The sequence below is a fragment of the Scytonema hofmannii PCC 7110 genome (genome assembly GCF_000346485.2).
Taxonomy (GTDB): Bacteria; Cyanobacteriota; Cyanobacteriia; order Cyanobacteriales; family Nostocaceae; genus Scytonema; species Scytonema hofmannii.
The window spans coordinates 5,288,707-5,311,838 of sequence record NZ_KQ976354.1 but is presented as its reverse complement, the minus strand read 5'-3'; the positions used below and the strand labels follow the sequence as shown (position 1 = coordinate 5,311,838).

General features: G+C 41.8%; 22 protein-coding genes and 1 pseudogene. 13 read left to right on the top strand and 10 right to left on the bottom strand.

The genetic code is table 11. The features are described from left to right. The first annotated feature begins 284 nt into the window (after window positions 1-284). Window positions 285-686 carry a hypothetical protein gene (locus tag WA1_RS57160; protein ID WP_017744525.1) on the top strand — a complete coding sequence of 134 codons (402 nt, stop codon included), beginning with the start codon at window positions 285-287 and terminating at the stop codon, window positions 684-686. Here the strand turns inward: WA1_RS57160 and WA1_RS60105 are convergent. Further along, window positions 666-953 (bottom strand): hypothetical protein, encoded by a 288-nt coding sequence (locus WA1_RS60105; RefSeq protein WP_272819201.1) that lies wholly within the window; start codon window positions 951-953, stop codon window positions 666-668. The genes WA1_RS57160 and WA1_RS60105 overlap by 21 nt on opposite strands. A 311-nt stretch (window positions 954-1,264) precedes the next feature. Here WA1_RS60105 and WA1_RS55190 point away from each other — a divergent pair, with 311 nt between their 5' ends. From WA1_RS55190 to WA1_RS22025, 3 genes are all read left to right on the top strand, one after another. Next, a complete protein-coding gene (locus WA1_RS55190) occupies window positions 1,265-1,522 on the top strand; it encodes a hypothetical protein (RefSeq protein ID WP_148662741.1) in 258 nt (85 codons plus the stop codon). A gap of 209 nt (window positions 1,523-1,731) precedes the next feature. Then, entirely contained in the window at window positions 1,732-1,971 is a 240-nt protein-coding gene (locus WA1_RS61775) for a recombinase family protein (RefSeq protein WP_081402883.1), read from the top strand. A 778-nt stretch (window positions 1,972-2,749) separates the two neighbouring features. Next, complete coding sequence (locus WA1_RS22025) at window positions 2,750-3,439, top strand: hypothetical protein (protein ID WP_017744527.1); 690 nt, start codon at window positions 2,750-2,752, stop codon at window positions 3,437-3,439. A 120-nt stretch (window positions 3,440-3,559) separates the two neighbouring features. Here the strand turns inward: WA1_RS22025 and WA1_RS22020 are convergent, their stop codons facing one another. The 3 genes from WA1_RS22020 to WA1_RS57155 form a co-directional block, all read right to left on the bottom strand. After that, window positions 3,560-4,969, bottom strand: coding sequence for an amidase (locus tag WA1_RS22020; protein ID WP_017744528.1), 1,410 nt, complete (start codon window positions 4,967-4,969; stop codon window positions 3,560-3,562). 121 nt (window positions 4,970-5,090) lie between these two features. Then, entirely contained in the window at window positions 5,091-6,173 is a 1,083-nt protein-coding gene (locus tag WA1_RS22015; protein ID WP_017744529.1) for a class I fructose-bisphosphate aldolase, read from the bottom strand. Window positions 6,174-6,215: 42 nt separating this feature from the next. Beyond that, window positions 6,216-6,362 carry an AAA-like domain-containing protein gene (locus WA1_RS57155; RefSeq protein ID WP_272819200.1) on the bottom strand — a complete coding sequence of 49 codons (147 nt, stop codon included), beginning with the start codon at window positions 6,360-6,362 and terminating at the stop codon, window positions 6,216-6,218. A 49-nt stretch (window positions 6,363-6,411) separates the two neighbouring features. Between WA1_RS57155 and WA1_RS22010 the strand changes: the two are divergent. The 6 genes and pseudogenes from WA1_RS22010 to WA1_RS61770 all read left to right on the top strand — a co-directional run. Beyond that, a pseudogene (locus tag WA1_RS22010) lies at window positions 6,412-6,624 on the top strand (undecaprenyl diphosphate synthase family protein); the annotation flags it as partial. Between the two features lie 412 nt (window positions 6,625-7,036). Then, entirely contained in the window at window positions 7,037-8,383 is a 1,347-nt protein-coding gene (locus WA1_RS22005) for an NAD(P)/FAD-dependent oxidoreductase (RefSeq protein ID WP_017744532.1), read from the top strand. 10 nt (window positions 8,384-8,393) lie between these two features. Beyond that, on the top strand, window positions 8,394-8,525 hold the full coding sequence (locus WA1_RS60100; RefSeq protein ID WP_272819199.1) for a hypothetical protein: 132 nt from the start codon (window positions 8,394-8,396) through the stop codon (window positions 8,523-8,525). Window positions 8,526-8,583: 58 nt separating this feature from the next. Continuing rightward, window positions 8,584-9,828: an FAD-binding oxidoreductase gene (locus tag WA1_RS22000; RefSeq protein WP_017744533.1), complete on the top strand. Its 1,245-nt coding sequence runs from the start codon at window positions 8,584-8,586 to the stop codon at window positions 9,826-9,828. A 69-nt stretch (window positions 9,829-9,897) separates the two neighbouring features. Beyond that, complete coding sequence (locus WA1_RS21995) at window positions 9,898-11,229, top strand: (Fe-S)-binding protein (protein WP_017744534.1); 1,332 nt, start codon at window positions 9,898-9,900, stop codon at window positions 11,227-11,229. Between the two features lie 99 nt (window positions 11,230-11,328). Further along, window positions 11,329-11,478, top strand: a complete 150-nt coding sequence (locus tag WA1_RS61770) for a transposase (protein WP_158516676.1) — start codon at window positions 11,329-11,331, stop codon at window positions 11,476-11,478. A gap of 542 nt (window positions 11,479-12,020) precedes the next feature. On the opposite strand, the gene WA1_RS21990 is transcribed toward WA1_RS61770, so the two are convergent. From WA1_RS21990 to WA1_RS21975, 4 genes are all read right to left on the bottom strand, one after another. Beyond that, window positions 12,021-13,028, bottom strand: coding sequence for a 30S ribosomal protein S1 (locus tag WA1_RS21990; RefSeq protein ID WP_017744536.1), 1,008 nt, complete (start codon window positions 13,026-13,028; stop codon window positions 12,021-12,023). Window positions 13,029-13,426: 398 nt separating this feature from the next. Beyond that, on the bottom strand, window positions 13,427-13,534 hold the full coding sequence (locus tag WA1_RS21985) for a photosystem II reaction center protein T (protein ID WP_017744537.1): 108 nt from the start codon (window positions 13,532-13,534) through the stop codon (window positions 13,427-13,429). Between the two features lie 139 nt (window positions 13,535-13,673). Next, window positions 13,674-15,203: a photosystem II chlorophyll-binding protein CP47 gene (gene psbB / locus WA1_RS21980; protein ID WP_017744538.1), complete on the bottom strand. Its 1,530-nt coding sequence runs from the start codon at window positions 15,201-15,203 to the stop codon at window positions 13,674-13,676. 326 nt (window positions 15,204-15,529) lie between these two features. Next, window positions 15,530-15,862 carry a hypothetical protein gene (locus WA1_RS21975; protein WP_026134780.1) on the bottom strand — a complete coding sequence of 111 codons (333 nt, stop codon included), beginning with the start codon at window positions 15,860-15,862 and terminating at the stop codon, window positions 15,530-15,532. A 913-nt stretch (window positions 15,863-16,775) separates the two neighbouring features. On the opposite strand from WA1_RS21975, the gene WA1_RS21970 reads away from it, so the two are divergent. Beyond that, window positions 16,776-18,455 (top strand): ABC transporter substrate-binding protein, encoded by a 1,680-nt coding sequence (locus WA1_RS21970; protein ID WP_017744540.1) that lies wholly within the window; start codon window positions 16,776-16,778, stop codon window positions 18,453-18,455. 136 nt (window positions 18,456-18,591) lie between these two features. After that, window positions 18,592-19,617 (top strand): ABC transporter permease, encoded by a 1,026-nt coding sequence (locus WA1_RS21965; protein WP_017744541.1) that lies wholly within the window; start codon window positions 18,592-18,594, stop codon window positions 19,615-19,617. Window positions 19,618-20,566: 949 nt separating this feature from the next. Here WA1_RS21965 and WA1_RS21955 read toward each other — a convergent pair. Next, window positions 20,567-20,938 (bottom strand): sulfite exporter TauE/SafE family protein, encoded by a 372-nt coding sequence (locus tag WA1_RS21955; RefSeq protein WP_026134781.1) that lies wholly within the window; start codon window positions 20,936-20,938, stop codon window positions 20,567-20,569. A gap of 147 nt (window positions 20,939-21,085) precedes the next feature. Beyond that, the gene (locus WA1_RS21950; RefSeq protein ID WP_026134782.1) at window positions 21,086-22,066 is read right to left on the bottom strand and encodes an acetamidase/formamidase family protein; all 981 of its coding nucleotides are present in this window, start codon (window positions 22,064-22,066) and stop codon (window positions 21,086-21,088) included. 343 nt (window positions 22,067-22,409) lie between these two features. Here WA1_RS21950 and WA1_RS21945 point away from each other — a divergent pair, with 343 nt between their 5' ends. Next, entirely contained in the window at window positions 22,410-22,826 is a 417-nt protein-coding gene (locus WA1_RS21945; RefSeq protein WP_017744545.1) for a DUF5684 domain-containing protein, read from the top strand. Window positions 22,827-23,132 lie beyond the last annotated feature (306 nt).

The following is a 23,132-nucleotide window of genomic DNA, read 5'->3' as shown; positions in this document are numbered from 1 at the left end:
CCTTATTTTGTCAAATTTATATGAATTTAAATTAGATAAATAGACTACGGTGAGCCAGAATAACATAAGACCTCCCATACCAAAAGTTTACAATAAACATTAATATCTTATTGTTAAAATCCTCTAAAAAGTTAGAGGCTATACAGACATACAGATACGTTTCTGTATTAGCTAAGTACATCACATCACAAACGTAACTTTTATAAAAATTTGGAAAAAAAGCTTTTTATACAGATAATTCTACGGTAAAAGATAATTTATGTCTGAATAAGAGCATCCCTATTATGAAGAACTGTTTTCGGCGAGAATTTGGTACAATTTGTATCAGTATACTCTTGACATTATGTGGATGTGTGTCTCCAAAGGATTTAGATAATGTCAAATTTGAATTGCAAGATAAGCAACAGCAGCTTCAAGAGGCGCAGAAGCAGCTGAAGGATAGCGAGCAACAAATCCAAATTCTGCAACAGCGACTCAAACAAAAAAATTCTGATATTGCGATCATGAGTACCTGTTTGCAAGGTGTGGGGCGGGCGTTATCTGATATGGGAGATGGGAACCGTTCGGGGGCTTTCGTGAATTTATCGTCAGTAGCGCAAGAATGTCGTCAATCCGACACTATTGCAGAAAAAGTGCGCGTTGAGAAAAACAAAATATCCACCATATCAGTGAGCAGTGACCAGTGACCAGTGACCAGTGACCAGTGACCAGTAATCATGAGGTACCTCAAAGACAAGAGAAGAAATTCTTGACAAAGTAGGGATAGCATTAAATCTTAAATCAGGAGTTAAAGATATGAGCAATGCTACCCTCAATTTCCAAACAGCAGCTAGATACCAAATGCTAGCTGCTGCAGGTAAAAAATATTTACGTCCAGGTGGTCGATTAGCAACAGAGCAATGACTCAAATGGGCTAATTTCCAGCCCGGAGAGACAGTTTTAAAATTAGCCATTTGATTGGATTGCTAGTTAACAATACTCATTCACTATCTATAATTCTGTATTTCCACATCTTTGATATTTAACATGACAACAGAATTCTTCTCTGCAATTCTGTTTCAATCTATGCTTCTTTTTGTATGACTCATACATTGATTCAATAACACCAAATAATTACTACCTACCACAAAGCAATCTTTAAAGTTTAATTTTTTTAAGGCGTAACAAAAAGATCTGGTGTTGCTGTATAATAGATAAAAATTCCCCCAAAGAGTTAACGGCTCCAGGGGGACTAAGTAAATATATAATTCTTTTACTGAGTTCTATGGTAGCAACATCAGAAGTATTTTGCCAGATCCCCTTACAAAAAAATATTTCTTCTTGCCTCTCCCAAATCCAAGAAGCAACCCTGGTACTATTGGAAGCCTCATCAGAACTGGCTCTCATCCAAAAGAACACTGGCCAAATTGAATTTATCCGAGAATTAAAACGCTGCCAACAGAACCCTAAAGATATTAAAGAATATTTAGAACTGGTACAGATATACTCTGAATGCGACCATTTAGCTAGTACGGTCATATAGTAATAATTTCGAATAATCGTAATATAATGCTTAAAAGCGATTATTCCGAAATTATGCCATATATTACACCTCAAGAAGCATCCAGAGTTACTGGGTTTCATGTAAAGAATGAGCGCTAATTGGGCAGATGAAGGCGTTGTCCTGTATCAAATCTGCTACAGGACATAGACGTTACGATCTAACCACTCTCAAAAAAATGATTGGAAAGGATGAGAGGGCGGTTGTTCTTTATGCGCTTAGTATCTACTCATTCTCAGAAAGATGATCTACAAACTCAAATTGACTTTCTGAGAATGAATCGTGCCGAGAGTGAATTAATATCTGAGATTGGTTCCGGATTAAATTTCAAACGTCGTAAATTACTATCAATACTAGAGCGAGTCATTAAAGGTGAAGTCAAGGAGTTAGTAGTAGCGTACCATGATAGACTTAGCCGATGCAGGATTTGATTTGATTGTTTGGCTATGCGCTCAATTTGATTGTCAAGTTACTGTATTAAATGAAACTAAATTATCCCCTAAGCTTGAATTAGTCCAAGACATTTTAACAAGATTGCATTCATGAGCACGCTAAACTTTATTTTTTGCGTAAATATGAGAAAAGCATCTCTTAGACTGTCGCCAAAGAGTCTACTAAAAATGAATATTTAATGAAGTTTGCCGAAAGTTACGAAAACACCGATTAGGTATTGTATATTATTAATATTTAAATAAAACTTAGGAGGTGATTGAACGAATGGCAAACAAGAAACAAAGGCGAAAGAAAGGATACATAGGCTGAAATAGTAAATCTAGCAATTATAAATTCTGACGGAAAAGTTTTTTATAATATTGGCACTCCTAATTACCTCTGTTCAAGCAACATTAAGCATAAAGGAAATGCTGACTTGAACGGTTCCAGAAATGTCGGGTTAAAGTTCTTACGTAGATACTTTGAAAACCCGAAAATAATGACGAAAAGCCTCGTGAATGGTACCTCCGGACAGGGAACCTTTCCATCGGTCGTCTGAAAAGGCGGGGTTGGGTTAAGATCCATCGTTGCAAGGTGGCTCCTTGCTTTGATTTTAATCCAGGGTTAGTGGCGCTACCCATTTGGTTCTAAAGAGTTGAAACCTCGTACTGGTAAAGAGCAAGTCTCTTGAATGCTAGGGATGGCGGATTCAAAGAGCCAGAGAAATGATGAGAAAGTAAGATTTAAGCCGATTTTTCGGAATTATCCCAATTTCCTGTGTCACAAGAAGTTGTTAAAGTTCTAGAAACCCAGTCCTCGATTACAGAAATTTCTCTTAAAGCTTCTGTTGTTGAAGAAAATAGTTCATCCTTGAGCGTCACTCTAGACCCAACGCTCCCCAAAATACAATGGCTGGGACAAGAATTTATACTGTTTGAGGCAACCAAACAATTGGTTTTGGAACTCCCCAAACCCATGCCCATCCCCATTCAACCACCCTATTCCTCCCCTGAAAGTGTCGAACGCCAAAGAACCCTACAGAAAATTACTCAGTACCAAGCTTATCTATCCATGGAAAAATCCCTCCTCAGAACTCCTCTTAGCGAACTCTCTTCAATAGAACTTAAAGCAGTTGAAGTCCTCTTAGAAGCAGCCATCGGTCAAGCTAACTGGAACCAAATTAAAGAAGCGATCGCTCTTGTCAAACCCGATAGGAAAGATAAAGTCTGGTTTGCTTTATCAAAAGAACAGCGCACCAAAGCGCTACTTGCATTCCCGCCACACTATACTCTTCTCAAAGAGGCCGTTAAAAAGAATCTCATCTATGATTTTCAAGAAGACAAATCGGGTAAGGCGATCCATCTGAGAATCCGCAATACAGTACCGGGAATGTTTGATGAATTAGTATCTATTGAAAATTTAGAATCTTTTTTCAATACACTTTCTCCAAGGGCAGATTTTGGATAAGTTGCTGCAAGAGGATTATCCGCAGCGTTATCAATCTGCGGAGGAAGTTTTACAAGATTTAAACCCAACAACCTCTGGTTAAAAAATTATTAACTGCATCATTGGATTGCTGGTCACTGGTCACTGGTCACTGGTCACTGTTAATGATGGACGATGCTGAATCCACGGCTTTGCAACTTCCAGTTGTGCTGCAACGCTAATTAGGGTAGCTTCTGCTGCAGGGCGTCCTATCAATTGCACGCCTATAGGTAAACCATTACTATCAAAACCTACAGGAAGTGCGATCGCAGGTTGTCCGGTAGCATTAGCGGGTGGACAAGGTGCAACCCAACCAATAATTTTTTGGAATGTTTCTTCGGGGCTTAACTCTGCCCATTCTCCAACGCGAATGGGTGAATGGAGGTAAACTGGCAACACGAGTATATCCACCGTGTCAAAAAATGCCACAATTTGTCGGGATGCAGCTTGCATTTGGTAAACAGCTTGGAGGTACTCCCCAGCAGAACCGCTTCTTTCAAACAACCAGCGAGTAAATGGTTGCAAAATCTCAGGAGGAAGCCCTGATGAAGCTGGTGCAGCTTGCCACACAATTTGAAATGGTTCTACTATCCCACTAAAATCAGGGCATTTCTCTTCCACAACATGACCGAGTTGTTCTAATAACTCGACTGTTTGCAAAACCCCTTGCTTGCAGTTGGTATCTGCTTCGCCTATGGGAAGGATTTTAGTAGAATAGGCAATTCGCAAACGTTCTGGTTTGACTTCAGTCGCCGCCAGAAATGATGGTTCGGGATCGGGAAGCCAATATGGATCGCCCGTGACATAGCCAGACAGCACATCTAAAAGTGCAGCCGCATCTGCAACAGTACGCCCTAAAGGACCATTCATTGCAATGCCATTCATGCGATCGCCCACTGGTGCGTGAGTCACGCGTCCCCGTGATGGCTTGATTCCCACCAAACCACAGCAAGCAGCTGGTCCCCGCACCGAACCGCCACCATCAGAACCTTGGGCGATCGCACATAACCCTGCTGCTACGGCTGCAGCCGCACCACCACTCGAACCGCCTGGAGTGTATTCCAAATTCCAGGGATTTCTTGCAGGAGGAAAGCCCCTTGGTTCGGTGTAAGGACACGCACCCAGTTCCGAAGTTGCTGTTTTACCCAGAATAATAAATCCCGCGTTCTTAATGCGTGCAACCACGCCATCATCATAATTAGGAATATTATTTAATAATGCTGGATTTCCAAAAGTGCAAGGGACACCTGCAAGGGGGTTTAAGTCTTTGATAGAAATTGGCACTCCAAAAAATGGTGGCAACTCAGAAGTACTTGCAAGAATTTCCGTTTTAGCTTTAGCATCTGTAAGAGCTTGCTCTGCCAAAACTGTAAAATAACTTCCTAAATGAGGATTCAATTGCTGAATGCGTTCTAAGTAGACTTGTACCAACTCTAGAGGCGACACTTCCCGACGACGAATTAACTTTGCCTGTTCTATGGCTGGGGTAAAAGCTAGATCGACTTGATTCATTTTTTTTTCAGGATTCAGGCGATTTCCGAGAAAGATTGTACATCTGTAGGGGCGCAAGGCATTGCGCCCCTACCTATAAATTACCGATTGATTCCCCGGTAATTTATTTTCAGAAAATCACCTAAGCTATGGTCACTTCAGAAGATAAATAGATATCTTGGATGAGGTGAAATATCTTCACGCCTTCGTCAAAAGGACGTTGAAATGTCTTTCTGCCAGAAATTAGCCCCGTTCCGCCAGCACGTTTGTTGATAATAGCTGTGCGAACTGCTTCTGCAAAGTCATTTTTTCCAGAAGCCCCTCCAGAATTAATTAGCCCTGCACGCCCGGAGTAACAATTTAGAACTTGGTAACGAGTTAAATCAATTGGATGGTCTGTGGTTAAGTCAGTATAAACTCGCTCGTTGGTTTTACCGTAACTCTTTCCAGTTCCCTGGGCAACGGCTCCATATCCATTGTTACTTTCTGGCAACTTTTGTTTGATAATGTCAGCTTCAATCGTCACACCCAAGTGATTTCCCTGTCCTGTCAAATCAGCTGCTAGGTGATAATCTTGGTCTTGCTTGAAGGCATTATTCCGCAAGTAACACCATAGAATAGTCACCATTCCCAAGTCATGAGCACGTTTAAAAGCTTGGCTGACTTCTTGAATTTGTCTGGTAGACTGGTCTGAACCGAAATAAATTGTCGCACCGACTGCAACTGCACCCAAATTCCAAGCTTGTTCAACTGAGGCAAACATAACCTGGTCAAATTGATTGGGATAAGTCAACAGTTCGTTATGATTAATTTTGAGAATAAAGGGAATTTTGTGAGCATATTTGCGGGAAACAGCCCCTAACACTCCTAATGTTGTAGCAACAGCGTTGCAACCTCCTTCTATTGCCAGCTTGACAATATTTTCTGGGTCAAAGTAGATAGGATTGGGCGCAAAAGATGCACCTGCTGAGTGTTCAATTCCTTGATCTACAGGGAGAATCGATAAATACCCAGTGTTAGCAAGACGTCCGGTAGAATAGAGGGTCTGCAAATTCCGCAAAACTTGGGGGTTGCGATCGCTACTCAGCCAAACTCGATCTACAAAGTCTGGTCCTGGTAGATGCAATAGATCTTTAGAAACTTTTGCCTTGTAGGTGAGCAAGTCGTCAGCTTCTTTACCCAACAAGGACTCAATCGAATTAGGCGCAGACAGCGTTGTTATCATGTTACTAGTTTCCTCAGGGAATTTACAAGCGTGTCTTTGCCTTTATGATAGCTTTTGAAACGCTAATATGCGATCTAATTCTATACTTGTAGTAGCAGCAATCACCTGTCTAAATGCTCCTGCTAATTCTTGAGACTTTTGCAAAATTGCTAACTGTCGGCGCAAGTGAGCACTATAAATTCCAGTCATTGTGGGCGCTTCTTGCAATAAATCTTCTAAACTTAGATGTGGAGAATTCACTGCAGGGACTCTCGAACCAGATTTGTTGATTCGCACTAGTGGTGAAATGCGATTGAGCAATTTTCTCCTCTGGCAAATGGCTTATACAGAATTGTATTTTAGTGATACTTTTTGGCCCGATTTCGATCGCACTGGATTTCATCAGGCTTTACTCAGTTACCAAGCACGCGATCGCCGTTTTGGTCGAGTTAAAACTTCTTTGTCTGCTTAGCCAAGTTTTCAGATCCCCGACTTCTTGAAGAAGTCGGGGATCTAATTGAGTTTTGTAATAAGTCTTAATATTTTATTTTTTTCATTTCCCATGTCTAAATAGCCATGAAATTACGTGTATTTACTTAATTTAAGGCATTAAAATATCAAGATTGACAAATCTGGAAAAGTCAATTTAGAAAGTGTAGTAGTTATTATAGAGATTGACTTGGGGTTTGGCTCGTGAAACCACAGGATGAGTTCCTAGTGGTGTTATTTTTTTGACAACTGTCATTATGTTTACCAATTGACTGTATCTCTAAAAAAATTTATATTTCTTAATATGTCTGTGGTAAGCAGAACTACTTTGACAAGATTGTTGAAAATTTGTTAAGAAGGATTACAAAGTATCGCCCTAGGAAGTAAATCTTATGATGAACACTGTTGATAGTAGTAAGCCACCCCATCATGTCGTTATTGTCGGTGGAGGATTCGGGGGTCTATACGCCGCGAAAGCACTGGGACGCGCTGATGTAAAAGTTACTCTAATTGATAAACGCAATTTTCACCTATTCCAACCACTGTTATACCAAGTTGCTACTGGTAGTGTCTCCCCTGCAGATATTTCCTCACCACTACGTTCTATTTTAAGTAAGAGCAAGAATACGAAAGTGCTGCTTGGAGAAGTGACTGATATCGATCCCCAAGCACAATTCGTTATTTTGGGCGAAGAAGCAATACACTATGATTCCCTCATCCTTGCTACAGGCGCAAAACATTCCTACTTCGGGAAAGATCAGTGGGAAGAATTTGCACCAGGTTTAAAAACAGTGGAAGATGCTATAGAAATGCGCCGTCGTATTTTCACGGCGTTTGAAGCGGCTGAAAAGGAAACTGACCCCGAAAAACGCCGTGCTTGGCTAACTTTTGTTATTGTTGGTGGTGGTCCTACAGGTGTAGAACTAGCAGGTGCGATCGCAGAACTGGCTTATCACACAATGAAAGAGGATTTCCGCAACATTGATACGAATGAAGCACAAGTTTTACTTCTAGAAGGTATGGATCGGGTTCTCCCTCCTTTCGCAACAGCATTATCAAAAGAAGCAGAAGCGTCTCTCACAAAGTTAGGTGTTGCCGTACATACAAAAACACTGGTAACGAACATAAATGGTGATATTATTACTCTGAAGCAAGGCGATGAGTTCCAACAGATTGCCGCTAAGACAGTGTTGTGGGCCGCAGGTGTCAAAGCTTCTCCTCTGGGTAAGTTACTGACAGAACGTACAGGGGCTGAGTGCGATCGCGCTGGAAGAGCGATCGTTGAGCCTGATTTAAGTATCAAAGGATTTTCCAATATTTTTGTGATTGGTGACTTAGCACATTTTGCCCATCAGAATGGCAAACCTCTACCTGGTGTTGCGCCTGTAGCCATGCAGGAAGGACAGTATGTTGCTACATTAATTAAACAGCGCCTGAAAGGTAAAACACTGCCACAGTTTTCCTATACTGATATGGGTAGCTTAGCAGTGATCGGACAGAATGCTGCCGTTGTAGACTTGGGTTTTGCCAAATTTACAGGTTTTGTAGCATGGTTATTCTGGCTTGTTGTTCACATCTATTTCTTAATTGAGTTTGACAACAAGCTCTTGGTCATGATTCAGTGGGGCTGGAACTATTTCACCCGCAAACGTGGGGCTAGATTGATTACTGGTAAGGAAATGCAACCTGATGGTAATAGGTACTACGGATCGGCAAATGATAGACAGTTGGTTAGTGGTTAGTAGTTAGTAGTTGGTAGGGGCGCAAGGCATTGCGCCCGTACAATTGTTGGTAGGGGCGCAAGGCATTGCGTCCGTACAATTGTTGGTAGGGGCGCAAGGCATTGCGTCCGTACAGTGGTTAGTGGTTAGTGGTACTTTTTAACAACTAACAACTAACAACTAACAACTAACAACTAACAACTAACAACTAACAACTAACAATGAACAAACCTTGGGAAAGTATACCAGTCGAGAGGCAAAAATCTATCTTGGAGGCGATCGCATCCTCAAGGCTTCCCAGTTGTATCGTTTCTCCTGACACAACCGAAGAACTAGCAGCAGTCATTGCAGAAGCACACAGTAAGAAGCAGCGTGTATTGCTATGCGGTAGTGGTAGTAAACTCAACTGGGGTGGGTTAGCTAAGGGTATAGATATTGTCGTCAGTACGGAACGGATTAACCAACCAATCGAACACGCTGTTGGCGATCTGACTGTTACAGTGGAAGCAGGAATGAAATTTTCTCACCTGCAAAAAATTTTGGCAAACTCCAAACAATTTCTGGCGATCGATCCCACTGCACCAGCATCAGCAACAATTGGTGGTATTGTTGCGACTGCTGATACGGGTTCCTTGCGACAACGTTATGGCAGTGTGCGAGACCAAATACTGGGTATAACTTTTGTGCGGGCTGATGGTAAAATTGCTAAGGCTGGGGGGCGAGTGGTGAAAAATGTTGCCGGGTATGACTTGATGAAGTTGTTTACTGGCTCGTTTGGCACTTTGGGTGCGATCGCTCAAGTCACGTTTCGTTTGTATCCTTTTTTAGAAGCATCGGGTACAGTGGTGCTGGTTGGGGATGCATCGGCTGTATCTCAAGCCGCTGATACTTTGCGGGGATCTGCGCTCACACCAACTCAGTCGGATTTATTGTCGCTTCAATTGGTGTCTGGGTTGGGTTTGGGTCAAGGATTGGGCTTGATAGTTCGTTTTCAAAGTATTGCTGAGAGTGTGAAAGAACAGTCTAATCAACTTTTGGAAGTTGGGAAGCAACTGGGTTTGCGGGGGATGGTTTATTCGGGGGCTGATGAAGCGGATCTATGGTTGAGATTGCGAGAACTAATTGATGATTTTTCTCATTCGCCTGTAATGACTTGCAAAATAGGAGTATTACCTACTTCTGCTGTTGAGGTTTTGACGCGCTCGGAGTTGGGTTGGATTCATGTTGCGAGTGGTTTGGGGGTGTTGCGGTTTGAGGGTGAAAAGGTTGATAAGGTGTTGGAGATGAGGAGTCTGTGTGAAAGGAATGGCGGCTTTCTGACTGTTTTGGTGGCGTCGATGAGGGTGAAGGAAAGTTTGGATGTGTGGGGTTATGGCGGTAATGCTTTGGAGTTAATGCGTGGGATAAAAGAACAGTTTGATTCTGGGTATATTTTTAGTCCCGGTCGTTTTGTGGGTGGGATTTAAGAATTTTGAACCGCAGAGGCGCAGAGGGCGCTGAGAAAGAGAGGGGAAAGAGAGTAGGAAGTTAAGAAGATGGAAGTTTCGGAAGGTTTTTTGGATAAGAAGGTTGGGTTTGATGGGAATCGTCCTCCTGAACCGAAGTTGATTGATAGTTGTGTTCACTGTGGGTTTTGTCTTTCGACTTGTCCTAGTTATCGGGTGCTTGGGAAGGAGATGGATTCTCCACGGGGGCGGATCTATTTGATGGATGGGATTAATGAGGGTGATATTCCTTTGAATGCTGTGACGGCTGAGCATTTTGATAGTTGTTTGGGATGTCTTGCTTGTGTGACGGCTTGTCCTTCTGGAGTGCAGTATGACAAGTTGATTTCTGCGACTCGTCATCAGGTTGAGCGGAATTATCAGCGCAGTTTACCTGAGCAACTGTTTCGGAGGCTGATTTTTTCTTTGTTTCCTTATCCGAATTTTTTGAAGGTTTTGCTGGTTCCATTGTTTGTTTACCAGAAGCTCGGTTTGCAAAAACTAGTGCGGAATGTTGGATTGTTGAAACGGGTGTCTCCTCGTTTGGCTGCAATGGAGTCAATTCTGCCGGAGATTACTATAAAATCGTTTCAAAATAGTTTGCCAAGTGAGATTCCTGCTAAGGGTGAGAAACGCTACCGAGTGGGGATGATTTTGGGGTGCGTGCAAAGGTTGTTTTTCTCTCCAGTGAATGAGGCGACTGTACGAGTTTTGACGGCTAATGGTTGTGAGGTGGTTATTCCTGAAAGTCAGGGGTGTTGTGCGGCGCTTCCCGAACACCAGGGACAAACAGAACAGGCGAAAGCGTTAGCAAGGCAAATGATTGATAGTTTTGCGAATACTGGTGTGGAGTTCATTATTATTAATGCTGCGGGGTGCGGTCATACTTTGAAGGAGTACGGTCACATATTGGCTGATGATTTGGAGTATCGGGACAAAGCTAAGGAGTTTGTTGCGAAGGTTAGAGATGTTCAGGAGTTTTTGATGAGTGTTGGACTCACTGCAAAGTTGTCTCCTCTGACTGATAAACCTCTGACTCTGGTTTATCAAGATGCTTGTCATTTATTGCACGGTCAAAAGATTAGCGTCCAACCGCGTCAGTTGTTACGGCGAATTCCTGGGGTGAAGTTGCGCGAGCCGCTTGATGCTGCTATTTGTTGTGGTAGTGCAGGTGTTTACAATATGTTGCAGCCAGAGGTGGCTGAAGAATTGGGTAGACAAAAGGCACGGAATTTGCTAAGTACTGGTGCGGAGTTGATTGCTTCTGCAAATCCTGGTTGTACTTTGCAAATTCGTAAGGCGTTGCAATCTCAAGGTAAGGAGATCGCGATCGCGCACCCAATTGAGTTGTTGGATTATTCGATTCGGGGTGTGAGGCTTTAATGAATATTTAAAACAGCAGTCTCCAAAACGTTGATTAGAAAGGGGCGAGTTGAGCTTCTAAGGTTTTCTGTGAAGCTCAGCTATTAAATAATACGTCCCGTGCTACCTTTAACTCATGAAGAGTGTATTATACTATTGGAACAAATTCGCTGGAGGGGACAACCTCAGTGCCCTTATTGTGGCTCGTTGAAAGCAAGTCGGTATAAGAGAACGCACAGATATCATTTTAAAGACATTGCACTTAGATAATATTTATTGACTTCTTTTATAGTCCATATCACTAACTGGGACACTCAGCTAGCTGAGAGGATGTGTCACAGTCCTGAGCGAATATATAGCAATACAGTTCAGTTAAGCAGTTATTTAGAAACCCGGTATCTTGGAGATACCGGGTTTCTGCTCCCCTCGCGACCCTTAACTGAACCGTATTGGAATATATAGCAGTTCTCACTTGAATGAAGTACAGATTTATCTGTGTTCATCTGCTACAGGCTACAGTTCCTTGATAACTGAAAACCGCTAGAATTCGCCTTTGGGGTTCACCAGTTCCCAGGGTGTGGGAAACCCGCCTGGTTTCTCTGGACGCACTACTAAATAAACAAAGTGCCGTAAGGCAAAGGGTTCAAAACCCACGCAGGTGGGTTTTGCCTGTATAGCCGCGACTTCTAGTCGCCAAGGCAAGTATTTACAAACATCCCCTTAAATAAACGCAAAAAAAGAGGGATTTTCCCTCTTTACTAAAGAATTTCATTTTCTTCAATGCTGCGATCGCTATCGCAACGACAAATGGATTACTCTTCAATTGCTGCTGGTATTTCCTCTTCAATTGCTGCTGGTATTTCCTCAGCAACAACAGCAATTTCTTCAACGGCTGCGGGTGCTGCTGCAGCTTGACCTTGTTGTTTCGCCAGCAATTGTTCCCTATACTTAGCAGCCATTTCTTCCGCTTTATCATAGACCAACTGACGATTTTTGATCATGTCACCTGGTTCTGGTTCCAACTGCTTGGTAGATAGTGAAATACGACCGCGTTCTGCATCCAAGTCAATGATCATGACTTTCACTTCATCATTGACATTGAACACGCTGTGTGGTGTATCTATATGTTCGTGGGAGATTTCAGAGATGTGCAGTAGACCGCTAACACCGCCAATATCAATAAATGCACCGTAAGGTTTAATACCGCGCACAGTACCAATAACTACCTCACCAACTTCTAGACGGTTCATCTTACGCTCAACTAGCGCTCGACGGTGAGAGAGAACAAGGCGATTGCGCTCTTCATCTACCTCTAGGAACTTTAACGGCAATTCTTCGCCTACCAACTCTTCTTTCGGTTTGCGAGTGCTGATGTGAGAGCCGGGAATGAAACCACGCAATCCCTCAATCCGAACCAGCGCACCTCCGCGATTGGTGGCAAAAACACCGGAACGGACAGTCGCATCTTCTGCTTGTAACTGCCGCACTCGTTCCCACGCTCGCATATACTCTATACGGCGAATGGAAAGTGTTAATTGACCGTCTTCATTTTCATCGGTAAGGATGAAAAATTCCCGCGTTTCATTGGACTGTAATACTTCTTCCGGGCTATCTACCCGGTTGATAGACATTTCTTGTATAGGTATATATGCTGCCGTTTTTGCACCGATGTCAATCAGAGCGCCGCGCGGCTCTATACTGAATACTGTACCAGGTACTACATCACCTGGACTAAAATGATAATCATACTTGTCTAGTAGAGCAGCGAAATCTTCATGCGTAAAACCAATTTCAGGAGCGGTTAATTTCTGATTGACCATGCTAATTGTTTCCCAGTTATTTTTCTCCGTAAATGTTTTGCCTCCTAGCGATGTATATGCAAGCGCCTACTTTCAGGCATTCCACACTTACATCCCTGTTCATATTAGCGCAAAAGAGCCGATCTGAACACATTCACTTCCAGATCAAACATTATACCAGATATCTTATTGATATCTGTCAATCTTCCGGAGAAAATAAGGAAATTAATTTTTACTACCTTTATAATTACCTATTTTATCAACAAATGCTCTCACGTGTTGTGGAAATAAGGGATTAGTGATTAGGGAAGAGTACAGATTAACTGGTCACTGGTCACTGGTCACTGTTAAAAGTGATGGATGAAGGATAGAACCATAAGTTTTTATCCTTCATCCTTCTTCACACTTTATACTTGAGTTTACTTCTCTTCTTTGTTTTCAATGCGAGGAGGTTCGCGAAAAGCGATCGCAAAAAAGAGAGTTCCTATAGCTAATGCCAAAATTAGAATGTAAGCAACGCTTTCCATAAGTCAAATTCCTGCCTACTTACCCACCGATTACTACCGTATATTATACCCAGATTTGGGAAGAAATGGTTAAAGAAACTGGTCATTGAGGATTGGGCATAGGTCTTTTTCCCATGCCCAATGCCCTTTCCCCTATTTCCTAAGTTGCTTCCTTCTTACGGGTTGTCAAGTCACCCACTTTGGCGAAGACACCAAATTCGACTTGCTCTTCGATGTCTGAGTCGATACCAGCAAATACATCTCGGTAAATTGTCCGAGAACCGTGCCAGATATGACCAAAGAAGAACAACAGAGCAAAGACAGCGTGTCCAAATGTAAACCAACCTCTGGGGCTGGTACGGAATACACCGTCAGAGTTCAATGTTTCTCTGTCGAATTCAAAAATTTCTCCACCTTGAGCCTTCCGCGCCCATTTCTTAACTTCAGCTGGGTCATCAAATGTTTGACCATTTAAATCACCACCGTAGAAGCTAACGGTAACGCCAGATTGCTCGAAACTATTTTGTGATTCTGCCCGACGGAATGGAATGTCAGCACGAACAATGCCATCTTCGTCGGTCAATATGACGGGGAAGGTTTCAAAGAAGTTGGGGAGACGACGTACTGTCAACTCTCTACCTTCAGCGTCCTTAAATACAGCATGACCCTGCCAAGACTGGGCAATACCGTCACCCTTGACCATTGGACCTGTACGGAATAGACCGCCTTTGGCAGGGCTATTACCGACATAATCGAAGAACGCGAGTTTTTCAGGTATTTGGGACCAAGCTTCAGCAGGGCTTGCACCTTGAGCTAGGCTTGCTTGCACCCGGCGATCGATTTCTTGTCTGAAGTAGCCCTGATCCCACTGATAGCGGGTAGGACCAAACAATTCGATTGGGGTGGCAGCGTTACCGTACCACATGGTGCCAGCAACAACGAATGCAGCAAAGAATACAGCAGCGATACTGCTAGAAAGTACAGTCTCAATGTTACCCATCCGCAGGGCTTTATAGAGCCTTTCAGGAGGTCTAACTGTCAAGTGGAACAAACCAGCAATAACACCGACAATACCAGCAGCAATGTGGTGAGCTACTATACCACCAGGGTTAAATGGGTTAAACCCGTCGGGTCCCCACTCCGGCGCGACTTGCTGGACATGCCCAGTCAAGCCGTAGGCATCAGAAACCCACATTCCCGGTCCAAACAACCCGGTAAGGTGAAAAGCACCAAAACCAAAGCAAAGTAGACCGGATAAGAACAAGTGAATGCCAAACATTTTTGGCAAGTCAAGAGCGGGTTCACCTGTACGGGGGTCTTGGAATAATTCCAAATCCCAGTAAACCCAGTGCCAAACGGCAGCTAAGAATAGCAAACCAGAAAGAATAATGTGAGCAGCAGCGACGCCTTCAAATGACCAAAACCCAGGGTCGTAACTAGGAGCGCCAATAACGTTCCAACCGCCCCAAGAGCCAACTACACCCAAGCGTGCCATGAAGGGCAGCACGAACATGCCTTGACGCCACATAGGGTTAAGAACTGGATCGCTGGGATCGTAAATGGCTAATTCGTACAATGCCATTGAACCTGCCCAGCCTGCCACCAAAGCTGTATGCATCAGGTGTACAGAAATCAGTCGCCCTGGATCGTTCAGAACGACTGTGTGTACTCGGTACCAGGGTAGTCCCATCGACTACGCTCCTCCTCGATGATTTGTGTTTACAAAGTCAAGTTTTCAGTTTTTGTTATCGCCAAGCGGAAACTTATCCACCACTTTGTCTTAATAAGTTAGACAGTGCGGCGCTTGACAATTGTGTAACCACTACTTTTGGAGTATGACTCCGTAAGGCTACAGTTGCCAAGAGAAAAATGAGAATGTTTAAAAAAGTGTAACTTTTGATGGAGCTGTTTGCAAGCGTAGAAAATGGGGAGTAGTGAGTGGGGAATCGGGAATTGGGAAAATTCTCCCTACTCCCTACTCCATACTTCCTACTCCCTACTCCCTACTCCCTATTTTTAAACTACAGCCTCAAGACTCTGTAACTGGCATCGAGCTGATGCTGTTCCCAAGCGTTCTATAACTTGTTCAGCACTAATTAATCGCTTGAGCACAACTTGACCAATGGCTTGACCTGATTTTCCGACTTGCACTTGTGCTGTTGGCTTCACCTCTACCATGAGAACAGTGTCTTCTACTTGATAAAGCCACATCACCTCGTTTTGTTCTACTAAACAGATATTCAATTGGTGAATATCCGGTTGACGACGCCATACAGACACCTGCCATTGTCCATCAGATGCCCATACTCTGCCAACTGTCCAACCTTCAGATAAAAAGAAGTACTTCACAATTTTGACTCTCTCACTATTGGACTCTAATTTGCTTGTTGCTGAATCTTCCAGTAGCACCAGTCAGTACTATACAAATCTTAAGATTTGTGATATGACCATACAAACCTAATTCTTAAGTATATGTGGAGATTAAGTGTAGCTGAGATTTTACTTAGACTAGGTATTTGTCCCCATTTTTGGAATGCACCAGACCGAATATATTTAATGAGCACTGTTTTGACTACGGGACAAGGTTAACAAACTCTTGTGATAAGATTTGTTAATTTCATACAAAATTAGATAATTTTTCTATTACAAATTCATGTTTTTTTATTGCACAATTTTCAGGAATGGATAATACACAACAAGCGATTCGGCTTTAGCCAGTTAGCTTCGCGATAAGCACTCTTTCGGCTTGCGCCGAAGCGATCGCACTTGGAATTTGCATACAACTCGCGGATAGATGGCTGACTATCATAGTTTTTTGTCCCCAGTTGAATTGTTTATGTCTGCATTGAGGCTATTGGAAAATTTGCTAAATTTGCACAAATTGTATCCCTAGATTTCATGTTAAGTGTATAACTAAGTCAATGAAATCATTGATAACTAACTCTAATACGATCGCAGCGAGCGCCTGACCCGTACTTTAATTTAATAAACTGACTGCAATTCTGTTCAAAGATTCAGTTGCATCGGGAACATCAAACGTTACCCTTTGGTCTAACCATCTTTATTTCTGCTACATTCGCCCACTCGGACTAGATCCCCGACTTCGTCAAAAAGTCGGGGATCTAGCAGCCCCTATTTTCTTTAGGGCAATTAGCTGAATATGTAGTATGATATCTGACCACTAAGTTTAAAAAGACCAATGCTATGACCTGGTTTTCTTTCTCAGCAAGACAGTCGCACTGAAAAAATTTCATCAGCAATCATGAAAATCCCTCTTTCTCACTCCCTACTCCCTACTCCCCACTCCCTATTTTCAAGACAGTGGAGTCGAATCGCTAAATTTGTCTCTCTGTTTTGTGTATGTTTGCTTTTGGTTGTAAGTTGCGCTGGGGGTCAACAAACAACAACTTCATCTGGTTCTGTAAATACCCCTAGTGGAGATGGTCGCATTACTGTCGGTACTAGTCTAAAACCACGTACCCTCGACCCAGGTGATGCCTACGAAATGGCATCACTTGGGTTAATTTATAACATGAGCGATCGCCTCTACTATTACGAAACAGGAACTACCAAAATTACACCGCAGTTGGCGACTGCGTTACCTAAAGTCAGCCAAGATGGATTGACATATAAGATTCCCCTGCGTCAGGGAGTGGTGTTTCACGATGACACACCGTTTAACGCGCAAGCAATGGCGTTTAGTATAGAACGCTTCATTAAGAATGGAGGTAAACCTTCATTTTTACTATCTGATGTGGTAGATACGGTAAAAGCTACAGGCGAGTATGAGTTAACTATAGAGCTTAAAAAACCATTTGCGGCTTTTCCATCACTGCTAGCATTTCCAGGAGTGTGTCCTCTTTCACCAAAAGCTTATGAACTTGGTACGGGAAAATTTAAGCCAAATATATTTGTTGGTACTGGACCTTATAAATTAGCGCAGTATGGTACAGATTCCTTAAGATTTGATTTGTTTGATAAATATTGGGGAAAAAACCCAGTTAATAAAGGCATTAATTTACAAATTCTTACTAGTCCCGCTAACTTATTTAACTCCTTCCGGACTGGTGCAGTAGATGTTGCATATTTATCATTAGAACCAGATCAAATTCGGAGTTTAGATGATAGTGCTAAAAAAGGAGATTGGCAATCCATACAAAATCAAGGGAGTGTTGTAAGTTATTTGGTGTTAAATCGCAATCAAAAACCTTTAGAAAGACCAGAAATTAGACAAGCGATCGCATCAGTCATTGATCGTCCTGTTATTAACGAGCGAGTTTTGTTTAACCAAGCCGAACCGCTTTACAGTATGATCCCCACAACATTTGATGTTTCCCAACCATTGTTTAAAGATAAATACGGTGATGGTAATGTAGAGAAAGCAAAACAGTTGATAACATCTGCTGGTTTTTCCAAACAAAATCCCTTACGGGTAGCTATTTGGTATCCTTCTAGTTCTCCCACGAGGAGTTTAGCAGCAGAGATTCTAAAAGGTTATGCCGAAGAAAAAATGGATGGATTGCTGCAATTTGAAATCAATACTGTAGAAGGAGCCACCTTCTTTAAATCTATATCAAAAGGGCTGTATCCAGCAGCATTACTTGATTGGTATCCAGATTTCATGGACGCAGATAATTACATTCAACCTTTTCTAGAATGCCCTAAGGGGTCAGATACCGAGGGATGCAAACAAGGGGGAAGTCAGACTCAGGGATCGTTCTACTACAGTGAAAAGGTAAACAAACTTATCGAACAACAACGCAAAGAGCAAAATCCTGAAGTACGTAAGAAAATCATTGCAGACATACAAACACAGGTAGCAACTGATGTTCCCTACGTTCCATTATGGCAAAACAAAGACTATGCATTTGCCCGAAAAGGAGTCAGAGGAGTAGAACTCAACCCCAACCAAATTCTAGTTTACGAAACAATTAAGAAATAGGGAGTGGGGAATGGGGAGTGGGGAATGGGGAATGAGAAATAGAATCTTATATAAGTTCTCCACTTTCAACTCCCTACTCCCTACTCCCTACTCCCTACTCCCTACTCCCAATTCCCCACTCCCAACTCCCTAACTTATGTCTAGATCGAAAGCTTTACAATACTATATTATTGCCCGTCTGCTCCTAGCTCCACTTATGCTGTGGACAGTAACAACAGTTGTGTTTCTTTTACTAAGATCCACTCCGGGAGATGTAGCAGATGCTATTCTTGGCGGACGTGCGCCAGAAAGTGCTAAAGAGGAATTACGCAAACAACTAGGTTTAGACCTTCCCATATGGCTACAGTACTTTAACTATATGGGGCAATTGCTGCGTTTTGATTTGGGGTCTTCCTTGACAAGTCGCGGACAATCTGTATGGGAGGTCATTTGGCAATATTTCCCAGCAACAGTAGAATTAGCAGTTTGCAGCATGGCAATTGCCCTGGTAGTTGGGATTGGAGTTGGTACTCTTTCAGCTTCTCATCCCGGAACGGCTTTAGATGCTGGGGGAAGATTGTTTGGTATTATCACTTACTCTCTACCCATGTTTTGGGCTGGGATGGTTCTGCAACTGATTTTTGCAGTGCAGTTGGGATGGTTTCCTTTTGGAACTCGTTTTCCTTCCACTTTGTTAACCCCAAGAGCTATCACTGGTTTGTATACTATCGATAGTCTATTAACTGGAAATCTCAGTCAATTTTTTGCGGCTTTACATTATCTTGCCCTTCCCAGTATTACTCTGGGGGTTCTGCTAAGTGGTATTTTTGAACGAATTGTGCGCGTGAATTTAAAGCAAACCTTACAAGCAGACTATGTGGAAGCAGCTAGGGCAAGAGGTATTCCTGAGAATAAAATTTTAGTTTCCCATGCCTTAAAAAATGCCCTCATTCCTGTGATTACAGTTTTGGGATTGACTTTTGCTTCTCTGTTAGGTGGGGCTATTTTGACTGAGGTGACATTTTCTTGGCCCGGATTGGCTGGTAAGCTATATGAAGCAATTGCCTTGCGTGATTATCCCACAGTACAGGGAATTCTTGTATTTTTTGCAGCAATTGTTGTCATTGCCAGCATAGCCATTGATATATTGAACGCTTATGTAGATCCACGAATTAGGTATTAAATCTCATTTGTCATTGGTTATTTGTCCTTTGTCATTGGTAAGGAGCTCTGGTATATTTACATTTCGTCATATAGTTTTGTTGATTTGTGCTGGTTTGGAGTTGCGCTAAACGCGAAGACAGCGCAACTAGGGATTTCCAAGAAATAAATTACCCAATCTTGTGGGACGGGCGTCCTCGCCCGTTCTATATCAGTGGCGGGCTAGAAGCCCGCACCACAAGAGAAAGTTGGAGATTTTTTTATTTGGAAGTCCTCTACAAACTCTTTTTCAGTGTTCAACATAAAAGAAACAATTTTGCACGAATCACGTCCTATGTACGATAGGATGCTCTACTTGTAGCGATTGCGGTTCTATATGGTTAAAGAAAGCCTTCTCCGGACGGAGTGAGGTGTGAGAAGTGCAGGCACGACGTTGTCGTGCCTATCTTATTTTTGATGAATCTTATCTTGATGTCGAAATCTTCCTTACCTAAGTTGTATTTAATAATCTCTTGAAAGAGATTTCAATCAATTTGTCTTATAATATATTTAGTACTCACTACTTGTGCTTATACATAGCATCAAGAAACTGTTATGTGCGGCTTTGTAGGGGCAGCATAGCTATTTGTAATTATTGGAACGAGTTATTGATAATAAATTACTGTTTACTCTTACGCTCTATATATATGATACTAGCGATTCCTTTTAGTGTATTATTTGTTGTACTTGTGATTGGATTAGTCATACCAAAAGTCTATACAACTTTAACCCTAAAAAAAACAAAAGATAAAAACCATCCAAACTGGTTAGAATCAGCTTCATACATAGTAGAAAAATATGATAAAGATTCGTAATTCATAATCTTTAGTAAACGATTATCAACTGCGTAGTTACAATTTTGAAATCCAAATTTCTGTAACAAAAGGGTGAGTTTTCTCACCCTATAAAGTCAACATAGATTTTGTTTATGTTTAGCGCACAAATAGATAGCGGAAACCAATGATTAACAAAAAGATACCATACAGTTTTTTCATGGTCTCACTGCTGATATACGGTTGATTGGCAAATAAAGCTCCCAAAAAATTTCCAACTATTAGACCCAATGCAATAAACACTGAATATTTGATATTTAAATTACCGTTTCGATAATAGACTAATGCGGCTAGAATTCCAATTGGCAATATTTGAGCAGCGATAGAAGTGCCAGTAGCAAACTTTTGCTCTAAACCTAACAACAGCACCATCGCTGGTACCATAATTGCACCACCACCGATGCCAAACATACCGCCAGCAACGCCAGCAGCGAAGCCAATGACCAATAATTGGATGAGAATATTAGACATAAAACTGGTTGGTAGATTACTCATATTACTCTAATCATAAACCGCAACTACTTCCTTCCTAGAGCGCAGATTCAGTATTTAAAAAAGAGGCAAAAAACCTAATCTTTTATGAGCGTTTTTGAAGTCTTAGTGGTTCATTACAAGGTATTATCTAACAGACAAAGGAAACGAAAAATCTTTAGATAAAATAGACTTGGGTAGCATTCCATGAACACCTTTTTGTGGACTATTAACCACTTGAGTAATCCGAAAATTTACAGCTAAACTACACAATACATAAGCATCTTCTGGTGCCAAATTAACGAAGCATTCTAAGAAGTAAATCATATTTTTTAAAGCCAGTTCTAATGCTTCATCTAATGTTTGAGCAAATCCCATTGTAATAATATCCGTGGGAGTTTCAGCAATTGGTATTGTGAGTTGCAAATTCTTGTAAAGTTTTAGTTGGATAGTGCCATTCATAGAAGTTTCAATTGCCGTGACATTAACTTCACCATCACCTTGTGCTGAATGACCATCCCCAATAGAAAATAAAGCACCTGGAACAAAAATGGGTAGAAACACTTTAGAACCAGGTTGTAGTTCTCGATTATCGATGTTACCACCATAGTAACCAGGAGGAACTGAACTTCGAGATGCATCTGGTGTGGCGACACCAAGGATTCCAAAAAAAGGTTTGAGAGGAATTTTAATACCGCTACCTAGAGGATATTCTGCAATCTTGTTCTCTAAGTCAAGAGGTATGAATCTCAAAGCAGATTGATGAAAGATTTGTGGTAAAGCCCCCCAACCTGCACGAATCGCATTAAAGCCTACAGGTAAACTTGGTGTAATTGCTTCTAACTTCACTTCTAACACATCCCCAGGTTCTGCATCCCGCACATATATTGGTCCTGTCAGTAAATGAGGTCCTGCTGCTATTTTGCGTTCTTGTGGAAGATTGTGACAAATGTCAAGGAATGCTGGCGTCAGAAAATCTGGCGGTGCTTTGTCGTAAACGTAATAACCAGAATAAGTTTCTACTTCAACTGTATCGCCAGAATCAATTGTTAGAGCTGGTGGCAAAAGGTGAGAGAAACCACCCAAATGTACGGTTTCCTTGGTAGCTTTGAGAATGTGGTGAGCCATGGTTGCTGTCATGCTTCCTCAGAATTATGCCTAGAGCGTCGGTACAATCATCAAAAAGGGGGCAAAAAACCCGGTTTCTCTCTGCGGTCAAACTTGATATGTCGTAGGCTCAACTCGAAGGAACCGGGTTTTTGGTATTACTGTACCGATACTCTAGAATAACGGGTTTGATGCTCACCTGTAATACACACTTCTGTGTGTTTGAGAAGTGCGCATATTGTAACATGGTTTTGTATCTTTTCATTAACATAAAATTTAAACTTTTATAAAAAAATTCCTAATTTAGAAAATCTGAAGTTAAAAAGATTACAACTCCGCTTTTATATCCTTAGTTGAGAAAAAAATGCTTTTTGCAATATACGATTGGAGCTTAGTTTATTTTCTTGCCCAGAGCAATCAAAGCTCTTCTGCTGATGCAGGAGGTGCGTTTGGAGGATTATTAGGTTTAATTTTTGGTCTTGCTGCATACGTTTTCACTTCTTACTGCTTTTATAAAATTTACGAAAAATTAGGAGAGCAGAACGCTTGGTTTGCCTGGGTTCCTATTCTCCAATATTGGATCATGTACAAAGCAGGGGATCAGTCACCTTACTGGATTATTGGACTGTTTATTCCTTTTGTGAATTTTGTAGCGATAATTTTTCTGCTGATTGCCTTTGTAAATATTGTGAAGAAGCTTGGCAAGAATCCTTGGTTAATCCTGTTAATGCTAATTCCTATCGTTAACTTTGTCATATTGTACCAATTTGCTTTAAGTTAACTTTGACTCACAAATTTTGTTTACTGGTCTGACTAAAGTAACAATTCAGCCATTTCAAAAATCCGAATTCTTTCAGTTTGGTCAACGAAACATAGTCTGCTCTAGTAAATGAACAACAGGAAAGAAAACGGGAGCATCCCGTTTTGGCAAAAACCCTCAGAATAGAATTCTCTTGCTATACAAACAAAGTCCACCTACGTGGACTTCAATATTAAGTCCTTGTCTTGCGGACGAGGGATTGTATAGCTGTGATTTCAATCGCAAGCGTGTTTTTTCCAAATTAGGATGCTCCCAAGAAAACAGCGC

What these genes read in the sequence shown, in the direction of transcription:
- WA1_RS21985 (WP_017744537.1), bottom strand. Translation starts at nt 13,534, where the DNA reads ATGGAAAGCGTTGCTTACATTCTAATTTTGGCATTAGCTATAGGAACT.
- WA1_RS21955 (WP_026134781.1), bottom strand. Translation starts at nt 20,938, where the DNA reads ATGTCTAATATTCTCATCCAATTATTGGTCATTGGCTTCGCTGCTGGC.
- psbB (WP_017744538.1), bottom strand. Translation starts at nt 15,203, where the DNA reads ATGGGACTACCCTGGTACCGAGTACACACAGTCGTTCTGAACGATCCA.
- WA1_RS57155 (WP_272819200.1), bottom strand. Translation starts at nt 6,362, where the DNA reads ATGACTGGAATTTATAGTGCTCACTTGCGCCGACAGTTAGCAATTTTG.
- WA1_RS21970 (WP_017744540.1), top strand. Translation starts at nt 16,776, where the DNA reads ATGAAAATCCCTCTTTCTCACTCCCTACTCCCTACTCCCCACTCCCTA.
- WA1_RS22020 (WP_017744528.1), bottom strand. Translation starts at nt 4,969, where the DNA reads ATGAATCAAGTCGATCTAGCTTTTACCCCAGCCATAGAACAGGCAAAG.
- WA1_RS21995 (WP_017744534.1), top strand. Translation starts at nt 9,898, where the DNA reads ATGGAAGTTTCGGAAGGTTTTTTGGATAAGAAGGTTGGGTTTGATGGG.
- WA1_RS61775 (WP_081402883.1), top strand. Translation starts at nt 1,732, where the DNA reads ATGAGAGGGCGGTTGTTCTTTATGCGCTTAGTATCTACTCATTCTCAG.
- WA1_RS21945 (WP_017744545.1), top strand. Translation starts at nt 22,410, where the DNA reads ATGCTTTTTGCAATATACGATTGGAGCTTAGTTTATTTTCTTGCCCAG.
- WA1_RS55190 (WP_148662741.1), top strand. Translation starts at nt 1,265, where the DNA reads ATGGTAGCAACATCAGAAGTATTTTGCCAGATCCCCTTACAAAAAAAT.
- WA1_RS21950 (WP_026134782.1), bottom strand. Translation starts at nt 22,066, where the DNA reads ATGGCTCACCACATTCTCAAAGCTACCAAGGAAACCGTACATTTGGGT.
- WA1_RS22015 (WP_017744529.1), bottom strand. Translation starts at nt 6,173, where the DNA reads ATGATAACAACGCTGTCTGCGCCTAATTCGATTGAGTCCTTGTTGGGT.
- WA1_RS22000 (WP_017744533.1), top strand. Translation starts at nt 8,584, where the DNA reads ATGAACAAACCTTGGGAAAGTATACCAGTCGAGAGGCAAAAATCTATC.
- WA1_RS60105 (WP_272819201.1), bottom strand. Translation starts at nt 953, where the DNA reads ATGGCTAATTTTAAAACTGTCTCTCCGGGCTGGAAATTAGCCCATTTG.
- WA1_RS57160 (WP_017744525.1), top strand. Translation starts at nt 285, where the DNA reads ATGAAGAACTGTTTTCGGCGAGAATTTGGTACAATTTGTATCAGTATA.
- WA1_RS21990 (WP_017744536.1), bottom strand. Translation starts at nt 13,028, where the DNA reads ATGGTCAATCAGAAATTAACCGCTCCTGAAATTGGTTTTACGCATGAA.
- WA1_RS22005 (WP_017744532.1), top strand. Translation starts at nt 7,037, where the DNA reads ATGAACACTGTTGATAGTAGTAAGCCACCCCATCATGTCGTTATTGTC.
- WA1_RS21965 (WP_017744541.1), top strand. Translation starts at nt 18,592, where the DNA reads ATGTCTAGATCGAAAGCTTTACAATACTATATTATTGCCCGTCTGCTC.